Genomic DNA, 20,228 nt, shown 5'->3' on the forward strand with positions numbered 1-20,228 from the left:
TCGAAGGAGGGGAAGGATCCGGCGGCCACCGCCCTGTGCCCAGCCCAACTTCTTGATCCTTTGAAGGTGTCGAACCATGACAGTCGCCATCGACCGCGCGACCGGCAAGCGCCGCGGTGACCGCGCGCCTCGGCCCGGGCTGGGGCAGCGCGTCAAGAACGGCTACCAGAAGTACTGGTACGCCTACGCGATGATCGCTCCGGTGGTCGTCGTGCTCGCCGTGATCGTGGGCTACCCGCTGCTCCGCGGTGTGTACCTGACCCTCACCGACGCCAACAGCCTCAACTCGGCGCGCACGATCGGCGTCAACCACATCCCGGCGACCTACAAGTTCATCGGGCTCGACAACTACAAGGACATCCTGTTCGGCCCGCTGTCGTACGACCGGTTCTGGTCGCACTTCCTGTGGACCGTCGTCTGGACGGCCGCCTGTGTGGCCCTGCACTACACCATCGGCCTGGGCCTCGCGCTCATGCTCAACGAGAAGCTGCGCGGCCGCACCTTCTACCGCGTGCTGCTGGTCCTGCCCTGGGCGGTGCCGACCTTCGTCACCGTCTTCTCCTGGCGGATCATGCTCTCCGACTCCGGAGTGATCAACCAGATCCTGCACGCCGTCCACGTGCCCCAGCCGCAGTGGCTGGAGGACACCTTCTGGCAGCGGTTCGCCGCGATCATGGTCAACACCTGGTGCGGTGTGCCGTTCATGATGCTCTCGCTGCTCGGCGGCCTGCAGTCCATCGACTCCTCGCTCTACGAGGCCGCCGAGATGGACGGCGCGAGCGCCTGGCAGCGCTTCCGGCACGTCACCCTGCCCGGTCTGCGCTCGGTCAGCTCCACCGTCGTCCTGCTCGGCATCATCTGGACCTTCAACCAGTTCGCCATCATCTTCCTGCTGTTCGGCCCGACCAGCGCCCCCGACGCGCAGATCCTCGTCACCTGGGCCTACTTCCTGGGCTTCGGACAGCAGCCGCGCGACTTCGCCCAGTCCGCCGCGTACGGCGTACTGCTGCTGTCCATCATCACCGTCTTCACCTCCTTCTACTTCCGCTGGCTGAAGCGCAATGACCAGCTCGCCGTCTGACGCCGCAGGAGCCGCCGCCATGAGCACCACGACCCTGGAAAAGACCGAGGCCGGGCCCGCCCCCGCAGCACAGCCCCTGCGGCGCGTGCGCCGGCGCGGCGAACGCGGCCCGCTCGGCGCCGCACTGCTGCACGGCGGCCTCGCCGTCGCAAGCCTGATCGCACTCGCCCCGGTGGCCTGGCTGATCTACCTGTCGCTCGGCCCCGACAAGGACGACTACCTGCACCCGGGCAGGATCGCGGCCAAGGCCGGCTTCTCCAACTACAGCTTCGTGCTGGAGCACACCGGCTTCTTCGACTGGTTCAAGTCGACGATGATCGTGGCTCTCGGCACCACCCTGATCGGTGTCCTGGTCGCAGCCACCACCGGTTACGCGGTCTCCCGCATGCGCTTTCCCGGCTACAAGCAGCTGATGTGGGTGCTGCTGCTCACCCAGGCCTTCCCGATCGCCATCCTGATCGTGCCGATGTACGAGATCTTCAGCCGGCTCGACCTCATCGACACCTACTGGGCGCTGATCATCATCAACTGCACCACGGCCGTGCCGTACAGCGCCTGGCTGCTCAAGGGCTACTTCGACACCATCCCCTTCGAGATCGACGAGGCCGGACGCGTCGACGGGCTCAGCCCGTTCGGCACCTTCTTCCGGCTGATCCTGCCGCTGGCCCGGCCGGGCCTGGCCGTCGCAGCCTTCTACAACTTCATCACCGCCGTCGGCGAGGTCGCCTTCGCGACGACCTTCATGCTGGACGACTCCAAGTACACCTTCGCCGTCGGTCTGCAGACCTTCGTCAGCGAGCACGACGCACAGTGGAACTACATGGCCGCCACCGCGGTGCTGATCGCGATACCCGTGTCGGTGTTCTTCTACCTCGTGCAGAAGAACCTCGTCACCGGCCTGACCGCCGGCGGCACCAAGGGCTGACGGCCCTTCGACCGAGGCTCCCGCGCGCCGGGTGCGCGCGGGTAGGCGGCCGCGGTGCCCATCCGACCCCGCTGTCACCGCGGCCGCCTCGCACCCTTCCCCGGTCCGCCTCCGCCGCCGCACCACCCACGCGCCCATGACCCGAACTCCCTCAGTAATCAAGGACGCCATGAGCCAGCAGCACTCCGCCGCACCGGCCCCCCACGCCGCCTTTGCCGCCGTCGCCGACCGCCGCCGCGACTGGTGGCGGGACGCGGTCATCTACCAGGTCTATCCGCGCAGCTTCGCCGACAGCAACGGCGACGGCATGGGCGACCTGCAAGGCGTACGCTCCCGCCTGCCGTACCTGCGCGACCTCGGCGTGGACGCCGTGTGGCTCAGCCCCTTCTACGCCTCCCCGCAGGCCGACGCGGGCTACGACGTCGCGGACTACCGTGCCGTCGACCCCATGTTCGGCAACCTCCTGGACGCCGACGCGCTGATCCGCGACGCCCATGAGCTGGGACTCAGGATCATCGTCGACCTCGTCCCGAACCATTCCTCCGACCAGCACGAGTGGTTCAGGCGCGCCCTCGCCGAGGGCCCCGGCTCCCCGCTGCGCGAGCGCTACCACTTCCGCCCCGGCAAGGGGAAGGACGGTGAACTCCCCCCCAACGACTGGGAGTCCATCTTCGGCGGTCCGGCCTGGACCCGGGTGACCGAGCCGGACGGCACCCCCGGCGAGTGGTACCTGCACCTGTTCGCCCCCGAGCAGCCCGACTTCAACTGGGAGCACCCGGCCGTCGGCGACGAGTTCCGCTCGATCCTGCGGTTCTGGCTGGACATGGGCGTCGACGGCTTCCGCATCGACGTGGCCCACGGCCTGGTGAAGGCCGACGGGCTGCCCGACCTCGGCTCGCACGACCAGCTCAAGCTGCTGGGCAACGATGTCATGCCGTTCTTCGACCAGGACGGCGTGCACGAGGTCTACCGGCAGTGGCGCCGGATCCTGGACGAGTACTCGGGCGAGCGCATCTTCGTGGCCGAGGCCTGGACGCCGACCGTCGAGCGCACCGCCCTCTACGTCCGCCCGGACGAACTGCACCAGGCCTTCAACTTCCAGTACCTGTCGACGGAGTGGGACGCGAAGGAACTGCGCACGGTCATCGACCGCACCCTGGAGGCGATGCGCCCGGTCGGCGCCCCGGCCACCTGGGTCCTGTCCAACCACGACGTCACGCGGCACGCCACCCGCTTCGCCAACCCGCCCGGCCTCGGCACCCAGATCCGCACGGCCGGCGACCGCGCACTGGGCCTGCGCAGGGCGCGGGCGGCCACGCTGCTGATGCTGGCCCTGCCCGGCTCGGCGTACATCTACCAGGGCGAGGAGCTGGGCCTGCCGGACGTCGTCGACCTGCCGGACGAGGTGCGCCAGGACCCGGCGTACTTCCGCGGCGCCGGGCAGGACGGCTTCCGCGACGGCTGCCGCGTCCCGATCCCGTGGACCCGCGAGGGCTCCTCGTACGGTTTCGGCGGCGGAGGCAGCTGGCTGCCCCAGCCGGCCGGCTGGGGCGAGCTGAGCGTGGAGGCGCAGACGGGTGTGCCCGGCTCGACGCTGGAGCTGTACCGTGCCGCGCTGGCCGCCCGCCGGACGCAGCCCGACCTGGGCGCGGGCGAGGCCGTGGAGTGGCTGCGCGCCCCCGAGGGCGTCCTCGCCTTCCGGCGCGGTGAGTTCGTCTGCGTCGCCAACACCTCGGGGGAGTCGGTGACGACCCCGGCGTACGGCCGGGTGCTGCTGGCCAGCGGCGAGGTGACCGAGACCGGCGACGAGACGAAGGTCCCGGCCGACACGACCGTCTGGTGGACCACCGCGGAGTGACACCGGCCGAGGGCCCGCCGCACCGGTGCGGCGGGCCCTCGGCTTTTGTTGCGGGCACGGAAGCCGGGCAGGGGAAAGAGCCGCAGGGGCCGGGGCCCCTGCGGCTCTGGGGGCTGCTACTGCCAGGTGTCGCCGGTGGTGTATCCGGACGAACTGCCCGTCGTGTACGAGCGGTTCGTGCCGGACTCCCAGGTCACGTTCCCGGAGCCGTCCTTCTTGAGGTACTTGTAGGTGAAGGTCGTGTTCTTCGGGACGATCACCAGCTTGCTCCACGTCGGGTACGCGGCCGACGACAGCGGGATCGCGTCGCTGGTGTTCCAGGAGCCGAGGGACGGGACGGAGCCCACGACGTAGACGTTGGTGCCCCAGTCGGTCGTGGCGTTCTCGTTGAAGGTGACGTCGGTGGCGTCCGCGTCCGCCACGTTCCAGGAGTTGTTCAGGGAGAGGGCCGAAGTGGTGGTGGCCGCCGACCTGTTGGCGTTCGACTCCCAGGTGACGTTGCCCGAGGCGTCCTTCTTCACGTACTTGTAGGTGAAGGACGTGTTGACCGGGACGCTCACCTCACCGGACCAGACCGGGTAGCCGGCCGAGGACAGTTCGATCGCCTTCGAGGTGTCCCAGCCGCCCAGGGCGGGGATCGAGCCGCTCACGTACACGTCGGTGCCGGGCGTCGTGGAGGCGTACTCGTCGAAGGTGGCACTGACCGTGTCACCGGAGCTGCCGCCCGCGTCCCCGCAGCCCGCCGTGCAGGTGTAGGACGCGTTGTAGAAGGCGATTGCGCTCTTCGCCGGAACGGTGAGGGACGCGTTGCCGCCGGAGACGGTCACCGTCGTCCTGCCGCCGTCGACGACGTTGCTGTACGTGCCGTCGGCCATACCCGTCGCGAACGTGTAGGTCGCCGCCGACGTCCCGTTGTTCAGTGCGAAGAAGCCCTTGCCGCTGCGGCCGAATCCGATCACGGACGACGACTTGGTCTGCCAGTCGGACACCGCGGCCGTGTCGGTCGCGTTGTGCCAGGCCACCATGCCGACCACGGCGGTGTCCCGGTCCAGGCAGTACCAGGCGCCGCCGGCGCAGTCCGTGTTCGTCACGAATCCGGAGGAGTTCGGCGGGGCCTGGTCGCTCTGGGTCCACTCCCAGCTGGCGTACACCGTGGGCGTCGACCACTTGTAGGCGAGCTGGAAGAGGTTGGCGAGCTTGTAGGTGTCGCCGTCCTTGTACGACATGTCCATGCCGCTGCGCTCGGTGTCGTGGTTGGTCACGAACGACACCGAGTTCGCGGCGGGCAGGATGCCGGACGAGGACAGTGACGCCAGGTCGCTCACATTGCCCTGGAACGCCGACTTCAGCTTGCTCGCGTAGGTGAAGTCCAGGACGTCACCCGTGCCGTAGTAGTCGCTCGGCTGCGGTGTCGCACCCGGGTAGACCTCCTGGAAGACGTACGGCGCCGTCCCCGAGGCGGTGTGGGCCAGTTTGCCCTCGATCGCCGCCAGGTCGGTCGCCGGGATGTGCTTGGCCGCGTCGATCCGGAAGCCGTCCACCCCCAGCGCCAACTGGGAGTTGAGGTAGTCCGCGATCCCCGCGCGGACGGTGTCCGACTCGGTCTTCAGGTCGGGCATGCCCAGCAGTTCGCAGTTCTGGACCTGGGTCAGGTTGGAGTAGTCCTGGATGGTCAGGTCCGAGGTCGGGCACTGGCCGGAGTCGTGGTAGTCGGTGCGGGTCCAGTTCGGGGTGGTGTACTTGTCGGTGACGGTCGACCCGTTGTAGCCGGTGCCGGTCTGCGCCGCGGTGTGGTTGATCACCGCGTCCGTGTAGACCTTCACCCCCGCCTTGTGGCAGGCGCTGATCATGGCACCGAACTTCGCCTGGCTGCCGAAGCGGCTGTTCAGGCTGTACGAGTACGGCTGGTAGACGTCCCACCAGTAGTACGAGGACTGCTTGAGGGACTCCTCGGGCGGTGCCACCTGGACCGCGCCGTAACCCGCCGGGCCCAGCACGTTGGTGCACTCCGAGGCGATCGAGTCCCAGTTCCACTCCCAGAGGTTGGCGATCACGTCGCCCTTGGCGGTGGTGGCCGCCTGCGCGGGTGACGCCGGAAGGGCGAGCACACCGGCGAGGGCCAGTGCGCCGGCGGCCACGGCTCCGGCCGTGCGGCGGACGGGCCCCGGCGGGCCAGGGGGGCGGTGTCGGTTTCCGGTCATGTGCGGCTCCGAAGAAAAGTGTGGGGGTTCAACAACCGGTGAGCCTGTGCCAGTTGAGAAGGGCACGTCAATGGTGACTCTGAAACTTCTTGCCATGAGTTTCAAGACTCTTGCAGTAAGGCTTTCGACGGCGATACGGTCGCGCGGGGTCGGTCCCAAGAGAGCCGCATGCGCTAGGAGTTACCGCCTGTGATACCGAGAGCGAAACGGGCCGCGGCCGTCACCGCCGCAGCCCTCGCCGCCGCACTGATCCAGCCACTGGCGGCCCACGCCGCCAGTCCGCCCGCGCCCCCCTCGGACGCCTCCCTCGCCGCCCAGCCGGCCCGGCACGACGACACCCACGAGCAGTTCTACTTCGTCATGCCGGACCGTTTCGCCAACGGCGACACGTCCAACGACAAGGGCGGACTGACCGGCTCCCGGCTCAACACCGGCTACGACCCCACCGACAAGGGGTTCTACCAGGGCGGTGACCTCAAGGGCCTGACGAAGAAGCTCGACTACATCAAGGGCCTCGGCACCACCGCCATCTGGATGGCACCGATCTTCAAGAACCGGCCCGTGCAGGGCACCGGCGCGAACGCCTCCGCCGGCTACCACGGCTACTGGATCACCGACTTCACCCAGGTCGACCCGCACTTCGGCACCAACCAGGACCTGAAGAACCTCATCTCCAAGGCGCACGCCAAGGGCATGAAGGTCTTCTTCGACGTCATCACCAACCACACCGCCGACGTCGTGGACTACCAGGAGAAGTCATACGACTACCGGTCCAAGGGCGCCTACCCCTACCTGACCGAGGACGGCCGGCCCTTCGATGACGCCGACTACGCGGACGGCGGCAGGAAGTTCCCGGCGGTCTCCAGCGCCTCCTTCCCGTACACCCCCGAGGTCACCGGCCAGTCCAAGGTCCCGGCCTGGCTCAACGACCCGACGATGTACCACAACCGGGGCGACTCGACCTTCGCCGGCGAGTCCGCGACCTACGGCGACTTCTCCGGCCTGGACGACCTGTGGACCGAGCGCCCCGAGGTCGTGCACGGCATGGAGAAGATCTACGAGCGGTGGGTGAAGGACTTCGCCATCGACGGCTTCCGGATCGACACCGTCAAGAACGTGAACATGGAGTTCTGGACGCAGTGGGCGACCGCGCTGGACAAGTACGCGGCGGCGCACGGCCGGAAGAACTTCTTCATGTTCGGCGAGACCTACTCCGCGGACACCGGCGTCACATCCCCGTACGTCACCCAGGGCCGCCTCGACGCCACCCTCGACTTCCCCTTCCAGGACGCGGCCCGCACCTACGCCTCCCAGGGTGGCAGCGCGCAGAAGCTGGCGAGCGTCTTCGGTGACGACTACAAGTACACAACCGACAAGGCGAACGCGTACGAGCAGGTCACCTTCCTCGGCAACCACGACATGGGCCGCATCGGGTACTTCCTCGAGCAGGACAACCCGAAGGCCACCGACGCCGAGATCCTGAAGAAGGACGAACTCGCCAACGAGCTGATGTTCCTCAGCCGCGGCAACCCGGTCGTCTACTACGGCGACGAGCAGGGCTTCACCGGTGCCGGCGGCGACAAGGACGCCCGTCAGACCATGTTCGCCTCCAAGGTGCCCGACTATCTCAAGGACGACGAGATCGGCACCACCCGCACCCATGCCAGCGACTCCTACGACACGAGCGCCCCGCTCTACCGCCGGATCGCCGCGCTCGCGGGGCTGCGCAGGGCCAACCCGGCCCTCACCGACGGCGTCCAGACCGAGCGGTACGCGGCCGACGGCGCCGGGATCTACGCCTTCACCCGTACGGACGCGAAGACCGGCCAGGAGTACGTCGTCGCCCTGAACAACGCGGACGAGGCCAGGACGGCGACCTTCGCGACCGGTTCGGCGGGAATGTCGTACCAGGGCATCTACGGTGCCACCGGCACGGTGAAGTCCGACGGTGACCGCAAGGTCGACGTCACCGTCCCGGCCGAGTCCGCCGTCGTCTACAAGGCCGCCGGCGCGCTCGCCAAGCCCGCCTCGCGGCCCACGATCACCCTCACCGCCCCCGCCGCCGGAGCCACCGGCACGGTGGACGTCACCGCCGGCGTCGACGGCGGTCAGCTGAACCGGGTGGTCTTCGCCGCCCAGGTCGGCAACGCCAAGTGGCAGGTGCTCGGCTCCGCAGACCACGCCCCGTACAAGGTCACCCAGACCCTCGGCAAGCACGTGCCCGCCGGCACCGCGCTGCGCTACAAGGCCGTCGTGATCGACTCCGCGGGGCACACCGCGAGCGCCCTGGCGAGCAGCACCTCCGGCACCCCACCCGCACCCGAGGTCCCCACGGCCTCCTCCCGCGACTACGCGATCGTCCACTACAAGCGCACCGACGGCGACTACGACAACTGGGGCCTGTACGCCTGGGGCGACATCGCCGACGGCGAGGCCACGAACTGGCCGGCCAGCCACCCCTTCGTCGGCCGGGACGCCTGGGGCGCCTTCGCCTACGTCAAGCTCAAGCCCGGTGCCTCGAACGTCGGTTTCCTGGTCATCGACAAGAACGGGAACAAGGACGTCTCGGCCGACCGGAGCATCGACGTCACCAGGACGGGTGAGGTCTGGGTCGAGCAGGGGAAGACGGACGTACTGACCCAGAGGCCCGACTACCCGGCGCAGGACAAGACCAGGGCGGTCATCCACTACCACCGCGCCGACGGGAACTACGACGGCTGGGGCCTGCACGTCTGGACCGGTGCGGCGAACCCCACCGACTGGTCGAACCCGCTGAAGCCGGTGAAGACTGATGCCTATGGCGCTGTCTTCGAGGTGCCGCTCGCCGAGGGTGCCACCAGCCTCAGCTACATCATCCACAAGGGGGACGAGAAGGACCTGCCCGCCGACCAGTCCCTTGACCTCAAGGCCAACGGCTACGAGGTGTGGCTGTTGAACGGCCAGGAGAAGTACCTGCTGCCGCAGCCGGCGGGCAGCGCCGCCGCGCTCGACCTGACGACCTCCAAGGCGGTCTGGATCGACCGGGACACCGTCGCCTGGAACGGTGCCGACGGTGCCGCCTCCACCCAGCTGCTCTACTCCCTCGACGGCTCGATCGCCGTCAAGGACTCCACGCTGACCAGCGACGACGAGCGCTGGATCCGACTGGAGAAGACCACGCTGACCGACGCCCAGAAGGCGAGGTTCCCCTACCTGAAGGACTACACCGCCTGGTCCGTCGACCCGCGTGACCGCGGCCGCGTGCGTGCGGCGCTGGGGGGTCAGCTGGTCGCCTCCCAGCGTGCCGCCAACGGTGCCGTCCTTGCCGCGACCGGCGTGCAGATCGCGGGCGTGCTGGACGACCTGTATCCGGCCGCGACCAAGGCGCGGCTCGGCCCGGTCTTCCACGACGGAAAGCCCACCCTCTCCGTCTGGGCTCCGACCGCGCAGAGCGTCTCCCTGGAGCTGGACGGCTCCCTGAGGGCCATGCACCGCGACGACACCACCGGCGTGTGGTCCGTCACCGGACCGGCGTCCTGGAAGGGCAAGCCCTACCGGTACGTCGTGAAGGTGTGGGCGCCCAGCGTCCGCAAGATGGTCGTCAACAAGGTCACCGACCCCTACTCGGTCGCCCTGACCGCGAACTCCGAGCGCAGCCTGGTCGTCGACCTGAACGACAGGGCGCTCGCGTCGAGCGGCTGGTCGTCCCTGCGCAAGCCCAAGGCCGTACCGCTGCGGGACGCCCAGATCCAGGAGCTGCACATCCGGGACTTCTCGGTCGCCGACGAGACCGTCCCGGCCCAGGAGCAGGGCACCTACCTGGCCTTCACCGACAAGAACAGCGACGGCTCCAAGCACCTGCGGGCGCTGGCGAAGTCCGGCACGTCGTACGTCCACCTGCTGCCCGCCTTCGACTTCGCCACCGTCCCCGAGAAGAAGGCCGACCAGGCAACCCCCGGCTGCGACCTGGCCTCCTACCCGGCCGACTCCGACCAGCAGCAGGCGTGCGTGGCGAAGACCGCCGCGAAGGACGCCTACAACTGGGGCTACGACCCGTACCACTTCACGGTCCCCGAGGGCTCCTACGCCACCGACCCGGACGGCACGGCCCGCACCGTCCAGTTCCGCAAGATGGTGCAGGCGCTCAACCAGGACGGCCTCAGGGTCGTCATGGACGTCGTCTACAACCACACGGCGGCCAGCGGCCAGGCGGACACCAGCGTGCTGGACAAGATCGTGCCCGGCTACTACCAGCGGCTGCTCGCCGACGGAAGCGTGGCCAACAGCACCTGCTGCTCCAACACCGCGCCGGAGAACGCGATGATGGGCAAGCTGGTCGTGGACTCGATCGTCACCTGGGCCAAGGAGTACAAGGTCGACGGTTTCCGCTTCGACCTCATGGGCCACCACCCGAAGGCCAACATCCTCGCGGTCCGCAAGGCACTCGACGCGCTGACCCTGAAGAAGGACGGCGTCGACGGCAAGAAGATCATCCTGTACGGCGAGGGCTGGAACTTCGGCGAGGTCGCCAACGACGCCCGGTTCGTCCAGGCCACCCAGGCCAACATGGCCGGCACCGGCATCGCCACCTTCTCCGACCGCGCCCGTGACGCCGTGCGCGGCGGCAGCCCCTTCGACTCCGACCCCGGCGTCCAGGGCTTCGCGTCCGGGCTCTACACCGACCCGAACGGCTCCAGCGCCAACGGCTCGAAGGAGGAGCAGAAGGCCCGCCTGCTGCACTACCAGGACCTGATCAAGGTCGGGTTGACCGGAAACCTCGCCAAGTACCACTTCACGGACACCGACGGCAAGGAGGTCACCGGAGCGGAGATCGACTACAACGGTTCGCCCGCCGGTTACGCGGCAGCCCCCGGCGACGCCCTCGCCTACGTGGACGCACACGACAACGAGTCCCTCTTCGACGCCCTGACCTACAAGCTGCCCAAGGACACCTCCGCGTCCGACCGGGCCCGCATGCAGGTCCTGGCCATGGCCACGGCCGCCCTGTCGCAGGGGCCGGCCCTGTCCCAGGCGGGCACCGACCTGCTCCGCTCGAAGTCGCTGGACCGCAACTCCTACGACAGCGGCGACTGGTTCAACGCCATCCACTGGAACTGTGCCGACGGCAACGGTTTCGGGCGCGGGCTGCCCATGGCGGCCGACAACCAGTCCAAGTGGGACTTCGCCCGGCCCCTGCTCACGAGCGTGAAGGTGGGCTGCCCGCAGATCACCGGCGCCTCCGCGGCCTACCAGGACCTGCTGAGGATCCGTACGACCGAGAAGGCGTTCTCGCTCGGCACGGCCGCGCAGGTGCAGGACGCGCTGTCCTTCCCGCTGTCGGGGAAGGACGAGACCCCGGGAGTCATCACCATGAAGCTGGGTGACCTGGTCGTCGTCTTCAACGCCACGCCCGAGCGGCAGGAGCAGACGATCGACAGCCTGGCCGGCACCGCGTACCGGCTGCACCCGGTGCAGGCGAGCGGCGCCGACCCGGTGGTGAAGACCTCCTCCTGCACGGCCGGCACAGGCACGTTCAGCGTCCCGGCGCGGACCGTGGCGGTGTTCACACGGGCGGGGAAGTAGGGTCGGGCCGACGCCGTGGACCAGGAGTGCCCATGCCGCAGATCACCATCGACTACTCGGACATCCTGGAGGAAGCCCTCGACCGCGAGGGCTTCGCCCGGGCACTGCACGAGGCCGCTGTGGAGATCGCGGCGGCGAGGCCGGAGGCGTGCAAGACACAGTTCCGGCCGAGCGCGTACACGGTGTTCGGATACGAGGATCCCGAGGCGCGCGGCACGCCGTCGCGCACGTGACGATCGGGCTCCTCGCCGGACGTGCCGACGAGACGAAGGCGAGGCTGACGGAGACCGTCCTGGAACTGCTCCGCGAGCACGTGACGGACACGGGCGTCGCCCTGCACGCCCTCCGCCGAGGTCCGTGAGCTCGACGCGTCCTACCGGAAGGTCGACCGGTAGCTCAGGGCGCGAGGGACAGCAGCCGGCCGACGAGCTCCGCGAAGGGGCCGTCGGCCGGTTCGTCCTCGGCCATCTTCTTCAGCAGGGCCGCCATGTCCTCGTCGTACGCGGCGCTGACCGCGGCGAGCGCGGCGAAGTCGTGCACCAGCTGGACCTCCAGCTCGGCGCGCGGGACGCGCCGGCCGTCCAGCCAGATCAGCGCCGTGGACTCGGCGAGGGAGATCCAGGAGCGGACGACCAGCTCCAGCCGCGCGGGCGCCTCCGTGACACCGAGGTGCGAGAGGATCTGTACGTAGGCGGCCTGCCGTACGGAGTCGATGAGCGCGTTGGTGGCCGACGAACCGACCGCCGGGCCGCCGCGCATCAGCGCCGAGAAGCCGGGGCCGTGCTCGTCCACGAAGTCGAAGAAGCGGCCCATCACCCGCAGCAGTCGCGCGCCGAGCGGGCCCTCGCGCGGCTCGTCGAAGCGGTCGGCGAGATCCTCCGCGGCCCGCTTCAACGCGGCCTCGTACAGGCTGAGTTTGCCGGGGAAGTAGTGGTAGACCAGTGGGCGCGAGATGCCCGCCGCCGAGGCTATCTCGTCGATGGAGACCTCGTCGGGCGAGCGCTGGCTGAACAGTTCGAGGGCGACGCCGATCAGCTGCTGCCGCCGCTCCTCGACGCCCATCCTGCGGCGAACCCCGGTACTCATGCGCACACCTTACCGATCGGATGACCGATCCGATCGGGCGCAGGTGCTCACATATCGAGCATCAAACGATCACCGCGGGAACGCGAGACACAGATCAGCATCGAGTCGTCCCGTTCCTCGTCCGTCAGCAGCTCGTCCCGATGGTCGATCTCCCCTTCCAGCACGCGCTGTTGGCAGGTGCCGCAGAAGCCCTGCTCGCAGGAGTAGGCCACCCCCGGCAGTTCCCGGCGTACGGCGGCCAGCACGGAGGAGTCGGCCGGCACGGTCAGCGTCCCCCCGCTGCGCCGGAGTTCGACCTCGAACTCCGTGTCGCCGCCGGACGGCGCGCGTGGCGCGAACCGTTCGAGGCGGACGTCCGGGAAGCGTTCCGCGACCGCCGCCATGAGCCCCTCGGGACCGCAGCAGTACACGACGGCGTTCTCGGCGACCTCCAGCGTGCCGAGGTCGGGCCGGCCCTCCACGACGGTCACCTCCTCCGGGCTCGGTTTCGTCCGCCCGGGGCGACCCCCATCCGGCCCAGCTTCTCGACCTCCTCGAGGAACGGCATGGAGGCCCGGTCGCGCCCCGCGTACAGCAGCCGCCACTCGGCGTGCTCCGGCAGCGCCCGCAGCATCGGCAGCAGCGGGGTGATCCCGATCCCGCCCGCGACGAAGACGTACGACTCCGCCTCGACCAGTGGAAAACGGTTCCGTGGGCCCCGTACCTCCAGCTCCGTGCCCTCCGTGATCTGCTCGTGCACCTCGCGCGAGCCGCCCCTGAGAACCCCTGTGACGGCTCTTGTTTACGCGACTGTCAGTAAGGTCTCCTAGCGCAGTCCGCTGATCTCGGCTCCGCTCGTCAGCGTGCCCGTCAGCGTGGCCCGGGCCCCCTGTTCGGCCCTGGCCACCAGGAACTGTCCCTGCCCGGCCGCCGTGACTCCTCCCCCGGCCCGGATGGCCGCCGTGTCCTTGTCGCCCGCCGCCAGCAGGTACCAGTGCCCCGCCGCGGACTTCCACAGCACCCCGGCGAGCACATGCGGGTCACGCGGACCGCAGGACCGCGCGTCCGTGCCCTTGGCGACCACCGCGCCGACCGGCCCGCCCGGCGTACGGAACTGGGCCAGCGCGCCGGTGCCGCCGCCACGCCAGGTCTCCGCCCTGGTGCACACCCAGCCGGCCGCCCCGCTGCCGTCGGGCAGTGGTTGCTCGGCGAAGGTCCAGGCGTTGACGTCGCGCACCCCGGCGGAGCGCTCGGCCTGGAGCGAGCAGGCGAACGGCGCCCAGGTTCTGAGCCCGTCCGCGCCGGACGCCTCTCCCGCCGCGCCGGGCCGCCCGGCGGTCAGATGGGCCGGGACCAACTCGCCGAGGTCCGTGGTGAGCCGGGTGCCGGAGGTGTCGGTGAGCTGGAGCACCGTCCAGGAGGTACAGCCGCCGGGCCGCAGCGCGGGGCTGGCCAGCGGTGCGGTGATGCCGTCGGTGATCCTCAGCGGGGTCGCGGCCGCGGCCGGCTTCGTCAGGTCCCGCGAGGCCGCCTTCCTCACCCAGGGCGCGGTCAGATACCGGACGTTGCCGTCGGAGCGGTCCAGTACCAGCGCGCTCGCCTCGGCGCCGGTCGCGCCGTCGACCCGGGCGAAGTCGAGGGCCGCGCCCTGGGTGCCGTCGACCGGTTCGGCGTACCGGGCGACGCGCAGACCGTCGTAGAAGATCACCACGCGGGCGTTGTCGACCCGGCCCGCGTACAGCAGTTGGGGCGGACCGGCCGGGCCGCCGGTCTGGGTGCCGGGGGTCGCGGAGACGTGGACCGTCTCGCCGGGGCGGGCCCACACCGCGAGGGCGCGGCGCAGCAGGGCCGTGTCGCCGGTCAGCGGGCCGCGCGCGGGCCACACCGAGAAGTCGTCGCGCGCGGCCGACTCCCAGTCGGCGGGGGAGACCCGGACCAGCCGGGCCGGGTCGAGGGCGGCCTCCGCGGACGGGTTCTCGGCGTAGGCGGGCGCGGCGGCGCCGTCCGGGCCCCAGCCGCCGGAGGGCAGGGCGACCAGCGCCCCGCACACCACGAGCGCGGCAGCGGCGGCGAGGGCGGCCTTGGTGTGCAGGCGGCGGCGCATCAGCTCGGTGGGCCGGGCCTGGAGCAGACAGGCGTCGAACTCGGGGGAGGAGAGCAGCGCGGGCCGCATGGGCACGTCGTTCGCCGAGGTCAGCGCGGCGCCCGGGTCGTCCACCCCGGCGGCCTTGAGCAGCCGCCGGATCTCGGCGTCGGACAGCTTCTCCAGGCCGCGCAGCACATAGGCGGCGCGGGCCGGGCCGGACAGATCGGACAGTCGCTGGTCCAGGGCGAGTTCCTCGCTGCCACCCGAGCGTGGGAAGAGCCTCAGGCCCCACACCTGGGGCAGCAGCGGCGGCAGCTGGACCGGCCGGGGCAGGCCCTTGCGGGACCGCGACGCCTCCAGGGCCGTACGCAGCACGCGCTCGCGCAGGAAGGCGTACCCGGGGTCGCCGCCGTGACGGCCCGAGGGCTGGGCCGGGATCGCGGGCTGCCGCCTGCGGCCTTTGGGCAGGGCGCGCTGGGCGAGCGCGTGTGCGGTCAGGACCCGGCGGCCGCGGCCGAGGCCCGGCGGCAGCACCAGATAGGCGATCCGGACCAGCCGTGGATAGTGCTCGACGAGCGCGGCCTCGGCCTGCTCGACGTCGAACGGACCGGAGGCTTCGGAGACGGGTGCGTGACGCTGGGCCACATCCTGTGACTGCACGTCATGGAGAACGAGAGAACCGGCCGTTGGTCACCGCCGGACGAGTGACCCGGCTCGGCGGCGGCCGTCGTCAGTGCTCCGGATCGACGAGCGCGCGGGCGTAGTTGGCCATCGACCGCTGGTAGCGCGGCAGATGGGGGGCGAGGGCGCCGAGGACGAGGGACAGGCCCTCGCGGTCGCGGCCGAGACTGGACAGGCACAGGGCGAGCGTGGCCCGTACCGCGTCGTCCAACTCGTCCGAGTGCGCGTCCAGTTCGGGAGTGAGCAGCTTGACGCCCTCCTGCGCCTCACCGATGTTCCGGAGCGAACTCGACAGCTGGATCTTGGCCCGGCGGCCCTTGTACGGGCTCGCCTCGCTCAGCCCGCGCGCCAGCGCCTCCCGGTACAGCGGCACCGCCCTGTCCGAGTGGCCGGTGGAGTCCCAGGCGCTGGCCTGCTCGAAGAGGCCCAGCGGGCTGCCGTCCGGCAGCTCGGCGGCCAGCGCGTCGATCACCGCGCGGAACTCGTGCGCCCGCTCTTCCGGGCAGTCGTCGAGGGTGGCCCAGGCGGCGGCCACGCGGTCTTCCCAGTCCTTGTTCACCGGGTCACCTTCGCACACTCGTGCCACTGCGTCACCGGATTTGAGCGCACGGCGGCCCGCAGCCGTATCCGAAGGCGCTGAGGCACGCCTGGCCCAAGGACCGGAGGAACGGATGAGGGTGACACGACTGCTGCCGGCCGCCGTGGCCGTACTGGCGCTCGCGGGCTGCGGTGCGGGCGGTGGGACCAGGACGGTCCCGCCCACCGCGACCGGCAGCCTGGAGAGCCTGGCCGCCGAGGTGAAGTGCAAGCCGAACATGCAGACCGACGCCGACACGGTCCGCCAGGCCATCTGCACGAACGCCGACGGGAAGTTCGTCCTCGCCACCTTCGCCACCGACCGCGGCCAGCGTGAGTGGATCAACGATGCGAAGGACTACGGCGGTTACTACCTGGTCGGCCGCAAGTGGGTCGCCGTCGGCGACGACGGCGTGGTCAAGGCGCTGCGCGGCACCCTCGGCGGGGACGTGGAGATCGGCACCGACCACTCCGCCCATTCCGGGCACCACGGCTGAGGCGCCACAGCGGAGGCACTACGCCGGGGACGAGGAAGGCCGGTGACGGGAGGGGGTCCGTCACCGGCCTTGTTCTCGGTCCGGGGCTCTCGGCCCCGGTCAGCGGGTCATGCGCAGTTCTGACCGCGGTTGATGCAGTTGGCGATCCGGTTGGCAAGGCCGCCGGTCGTGACACTGATGAAGTCGTCGTGGTCGGTGATCGGCTTGTGCAGCTGCTCCGGGAAGCCGTCGACCGCGTAGGCGTTCTTCACCGTGCCGTCCGCCTGGATCACCGGCTGCGGCACGTTGTACACCAGCCGCATCGTCAGCTGCGGGATCGCCTTGAAGCCGTTCGGGCAGACACCGCTCGCGGGGTCGGCGAAGGCCACGTGCGTACGGTGGTTGGCGCTGTCGATGTTCTGGCCGTCCCAGCAGCTCTGGTAGGCGAACGTGCGCACCACCTTGCTGCCCGACGGGCAGATCGGGTACTTGTCCGTCAGCTGCACCTTGTTCTCGAAGCCGGTGCAGCTCCAGTGCGCGTTGGCGTTGGTCGGGCCGTTGGTGAAGGCCTTCGCGTCACCGGTGATGATGCGCAGGAACTGCGGCATCGCGACGACCTTGCTCGCCGGGCTGCCCACGTACTTGATCTGCGCCTGCTGCGCCACCAGGATCTTGCCGACGTTGAGGTCCTTGCCGCCGCCGTCGGCGTTGGCGTCCTTCTCCTGGGTGCCGTCCTGCTCGCGGATGACCGGCCAGTAGTACGCCGACAGGTCGTTGCGGTTCTGGCAGCTGGTCCCGCCCTGCAGGAACGTCTGGTTGCTGGAGAAGGCGTTGATCTTCTGGTTGCCGACGTAGTCGTGCACGTGGTGGGCGCCGTTGGTCACACCGGGCGCGACGATGACGTTGTCGCTGTTGTGGATCTGGTTCGCGTTCACGCCGCAGCGCGTGGTGAACGAGCCCGTCGAGGCGTTGGGGGTCTTGTTCGGCTTGGCCTGGACGTTCGGTGCGACCTTGGTGATGTCCACGAAGTCCGCGGCGGACGGGCCGTCACCGGCCTGGCCGCCGTTGTTGCCCTGCTGCTGGCCTCCGCCGCCCTGCTGCTGACCACCTTGCTGCTGGCCACCTTGCTGCTGACCGCCCTGCTGCTGGCCACCGCTGTTCCCCCCAGCGGTGGACTGGTCGGCGGACTGCGTGGTGCAGGCGGCGAGCTGTGAGAGCGAGTTGTCGAACGAGCCGCCGACGCGCCGGATGTCGATCCTGATCCGGTCGATCGTCGCCGCCCGCTTGTCCTTCAGGGGCCCGACGATCGCGTTCTGCACGAAGCTCGGGTCCTTGGACTGCGCGTCGCGGGTGGAGGCGAGCCGGTTGTAGGCCTCGGTGATCTGCCGGTCGAGGTTCGCCAGCTCGGTCGCCACGCCCTGACGGGCCCGCCAGGGCACGTTCGTCAGCTTCTGCTGGACGTCCGGGCAGGAGATCGTCGCGACCTGCGCCGTCGCGGCCTTCGTCTGGTTGCCTCCCCACGTCTGGTGGTTCGACTCGTGCGCCGAGGCGTAGAAGTTCGCCCAGATCAGCCCGCCCCCACCGAGCGCTAGGGCCGCCGATGCGGCTATGGCCTTGGTGGCCAGCGGCGTACGGCGTTTTCGTGTGTTGCGTCCCATGGAACTCCTCTGACTTCCTTGCGGGGCAGCATCGAGGCGCCCGACAGGAGTGAAGCGGCGTCCTTCCATACGGACGCCGCCCCAGAGGTGTTCACCGGTCTCGCAAATTCCTCTGAGACACAGGGGAGTTGGCAGGTCAGCGGTCCCGGTCCAGATACGCGAGGACCGCCAGCACGCGCCGGTTGTCGTCGTCCGACACCTCCAGGCCGAGCTTGGCGAAGATGTTGGAGGTGTGCTTGGCGACGGCCCGTTCCGTCACCACCAGCTGGGCCGCGATGCCCGCGTTCGACCGGCCCTGCGCCATCAGCTCCAGCACCTCCAGCTCGCGGGGGGTCAGCCCCGCGAGCGGCCGGTCGTCGCCGGCCCGGCGGGACAGCAGCTGCTGGATCACCTGCGGGTCCATCGCCGTACCGCCCGCCGCCACCCGTCGTACGGCGTCGACGAACTGCTCGGCGTCGAACACCCGGTCCTTGAGCAGATACCCGATACCGCCGGTTCCGTCCGCGAGCAGCTCGCGCGCGTACAGCTGCTCCACGTGCTGGGAGAGCACCAGCACCGGCAGCCCCGGCCGCTCCCGCCGGGCCTCGAGCGCGCACTGCAGGCCCTCGTCGGTGTGCGTGGGCGGCAGCCGTACGTCGACCACCGCCACGTCCGGCTTCAGCTCGGCCAGCGCGCGGGCGAGTTCGGGGCCGGACTCGACGGCGGCCGCGATCTCGAAACCGAAGGCCTCCAGCATCCGGACGAGCCCGTCGCGCAGCAGGAAGAGGTCTTCGGCTAGGACAACGCGCACGGAATCTCCATGGTCACCAGAGTGGGGCCGCCGACGGGGCTGCTGACGGCCAGGACGCCGTCGAATGTACCCAGCCGCCGCTCCACCCCGGCGAGTCCCGAGCCGGAGCCGATCGTCGCCCCGCCCCTGCCGTTGTCGGTGACCGTGATCCGCAGCCGGCCGTCGGCGTGGTGCACGTCGACCCAGACCCGGTCGGCGCCGGAGTGCTTGACGGCGTTGGTGAGCACCTCGCTGACCGCGAAGTAGGCCGCCGACTCCACCGGCGCGTCCGCCCGGCCCGGCAGCTCCACGCTCACCTCGGCGGGCAGCGGAAGCCGCAGCGCCAGCGCCCGTACGGCGTCGCCGAGCCCGCGTTCGGCGAGGACCGGCGGATGGATGCCGCGGACCAGGTCGCGCAGCTCCTCCAGGGCCTCGGCGGAGTTCCGGCGGGCCTGGGCGAGCAGCCGCTTCGCCTGCGCGGGGTCCCGCTCCACCAGCGTCTCAATGGTGCCGAGGTCCATGCCCATGGCGACCAGCCGGGCCTGCGCCCCGTCGTGCAGGTCCCGCTCGATGCGGCGCAGCTCGGCGGCGGACGTGTCCACGGCGTCCCGCCGGGTCTCCGTCAACACCCTCACGCGCTCCACGAGTTCGCCCCTGCTGTGGTCGAGTACCGCCCGGGTGAGCCGGAAGTGCGCGGTCAGCAGGGCCGGGGTGTGGCGCAGGGCGACGCCGAGGAGGACGAGGGCCAGGGCGCCCGCGCCGACGGCGCTGACCTCTCCGGTGACCGGGACGAACGCGTACCAGTAGGTGCCGCCGCCGTGCGTGTACGGCCGCCACAGCCCGAACGGCAGCATCAGCCCCTCGACGGGGAAGAACAGCAGCACGGCCGGGAGCAGCGCGGTGACGAACCCGGCCGTGATGTCCACCGGCAGCCAGCGCACGTCCCGCCAGGTCTGGGGGTCGCCCAGCATCGTGAAGGTGCGGGTCCACGGAGCGGCGCCGCGCGGGACCGGCCGGTACGCCGCCCGTATCCGCACCCCGCACCACTCGGCCGCCAGCCTGCGACGCACGTCCGCCAGCGCGCGAACGCCCGTCAGCACGACCGGAGTCGTCACCAGCCCGATGCCGAGCGGGATGAAGGCGAGGGTCAGCAGGACCAGTACCAGGAACACGATGCCGAAGGGCAGCACGATCACTGCCAGTACCAGCCCGCGCACCCCGGCCGGCACGGCATCCCGGACGCGGCCGCTCTTGTCTTCGCTGCTCATGCGGCAAGTCTCGCCGACCCCG

At 70.2% G+C, this 20,228-nt stretch carries 12 protein-coding genes and 2 pseudogenes; 6 read left to right on the top strand and 8 right to left on the bottom strand.

Going from position 1 to position 20,228, the window contains the following annotated elements; genetic code table 11:
• Window positions 1–76: 76 nt before the first annotated feature.
• The 3 genes from AC5WRT_RS32405 to AC5WRT_RS32415 all read left to right on the top strand — a co-directional run bounded on the left by AC5WRT_RS32405 (window position 77) and on the right by AC5WRT_RS32415 (window position 3,864).
• A complete protein-coding gene (locus AC5WRT_RS32405; protein WP_496092371.1) occupies window positions 77–1,081 on the top strand; it encodes a carbohydrate ABC transporter permease in 1,005 nt (334 codons plus the stop codon).
• Window positions 1,082–1,100: 19 nt separating this feature from the next.
• Window positions 1,101–2,006, top strand: coding sequence for a sugar ABC transporter permease (locus AC5WRT_RS32410; RefSeq protein ID WP_496092372.1), 906 nt, complete (start codon window positions 1,101–1,103; stop codon window positions 2,004–2,006).
• A 169-nt stretch (window positions 2,007–2,175) separates the two neighbouring features.
• The gene (locus AC5WRT_RS32415) at window positions 2,176–3,864 is read left to right on the top strand and encodes a glycoside hydrolase family 13 protein (RefSeq protein WP_496092373.1); all 1,689 of its coding nucleotides are present in this window, start codon (window positions 2,176–2,178) and stop codon (window positions 3,862–3,864) included.
• 116 nt (window positions 3,865–3,980) lie between these two features.
• Here AC5WRT_RS32415 and AC5WRT_RS32420 read toward each other — a convergent pair whose 3' ends face one another.
• On the bottom strand, window positions 3,981–6,002 hold the full coding sequence (locus AC5WRT_RS32420) for a carbohydrate-binding module family 20 domain-containing protein (RefSeq protein ID WP_496100861.1): 2,022 nt from the start codon (window positions 6,000–6,002) through the stop codon (window positions 3,981–3,983).
• 252 nt (window positions 6,003–6,254) lie between these two features.
• Between AC5WRT_RS32420 and pulA the strand changes: the two genes are divergently transcribed.
• Both pulA and AC5WRT_RS32430 read left to right on the top strand, forming a co-directional pair.
• Complete coding sequence (gene pulA / locus AC5WRT_RS32425) at window positions 6,255–11,627, top strand: pullulanase-type alpha-1,6-glucosidase (RefSeq protein WP_496100862.1); 5,373 nt, start codon at window positions 6,255–6,257, stop codon at window positions 11,625–11,627.
• Between the two features lie 32 nt (window positions 11,628–11,659).
• Window positions 11,660–12,022 (top strand): annotated as a pseudogene (locus AC5WRT_RS32430) (5-carboxymethyl-2-hydroxymuconate Delta-isomerase).
• Between the two features lies 1 nt (window position 12,023).
• Here the strand turns inward: AC5WRT_RS32430 and AC5WRT_RS32435 are convergent.
• From AC5WRT_RS32435 to AC5WRT_RS32450, 4 genes and pseudogenes are all read right to left on the bottom strand, one after another.
• Window positions 12,024–12,713 carry a TetR/AcrR family transcriptional regulator gene (locus tag AC5WRT_RS32435; RefSeq protein WP_496092376.1) on the bottom strand — a complete coding sequence of 230 codons (690 nt, stop codon included), beginning with the start codon at window positions 12,711–12,713 and terminating at the stop codon, window positions 12,024–12,026.
• A gap of 47 nt (window positions 12,714–12,760) precedes the next feature.
• Window positions 12,761–13,470, bottom strand: a pseudogene (locus tag AC5WRT_RS32440) (PDR/VanB family oxidoreductase); the annotation flags it as partial.
• Between the two features lie 48 nt (window positions 13,471–13,518).
• Window positions 13,519–15,438 carry a hypothetical protein gene (locus AC5WRT_RS32445; protein WP_496092377.1) on the bottom strand — a complete coding sequence of 640 codons (1,920 nt, stop codon included), beginning with the start codon at window positions 15,436–15,438 and terminating at the stop codon, window positions 13,519–13,521.
• A 70-nt stretch (window positions 15,439–15,508) separates the two neighbouring features.
• Window positions 15,509–16,018, bottom strand: a complete 510-nt coding sequence (locus AC5WRT_RS32450; protein ID WP_496092378.1) for a tetratricopeptide repeat protein — start codon at window positions 16,016–16,018, stop codon at window positions 15,509–15,511.
• A 112-nt stretch (window positions 16,019–16,130) separates the two neighbouring features.
• Here AC5WRT_RS32450 and AC5WRT_RS32455 point away from each other — a divergent pair, with 112 nt between their 5' ends.
• Window positions 16,131–16,532, top strand: coding sequence for a hypothetical protein (locus AC5WRT_RS32455; RefSeq protein ID WP_496092379.1), 402 nt, complete (start codon window positions 16,131–16,133; stop codon window positions 16,530–16,532).
• Window positions 16,533–16,639: 107 nt separating this feature from the next.
• On the opposite strand, the gene AC5WRT_RS32460 is transcribed toward AC5WRT_RS32455, so the two are convergent.
• The 3 genes from AC5WRT_RS32460 to AC5WRT_RS32470 form a co-directional block, all read right to left on the bottom strand.
• A complete protein-coding gene (locus AC5WRT_RS32460; RefSeq protein ID WP_496100863.1) occupies window positions 16,640–18,169 on the bottom strand; it encodes a DUF1996 domain-containing protein in 1,530 nt (509 codons plus the stop codon).
• Between the two features lie 136 nt (window positions 18,170–18,305).
• Window positions 18,306–18,959, bottom strand: coding sequence for a LuxR C-terminal-related transcriptional regulator (locus AC5WRT_RS32465; protein ID WP_496092381.1), 654 nt, complete (start codon window positions 18,957–18,959; stop codon window positions 18,306–18,308).
• A complete protein-coding gene (locus tag AC5WRT_RS32470; RefSeq protein WP_496092382.1) occupies window positions 18,944–20,206 on the bottom strand; it encodes a sensor histidine kinase in 1,263 nt (420 codons plus the stop codon). The genes AC5WRT_RS32465 and AC5WRT_RS32470 overlap by 16 nt, the downstream gene beginning before the upstream one ends.
• Window positions 20,207–20,228 lie beyond the last annotated feature (22 nt).

Source organism: Streptomyces sp. NTD91 (assembly GCF_059510455.1).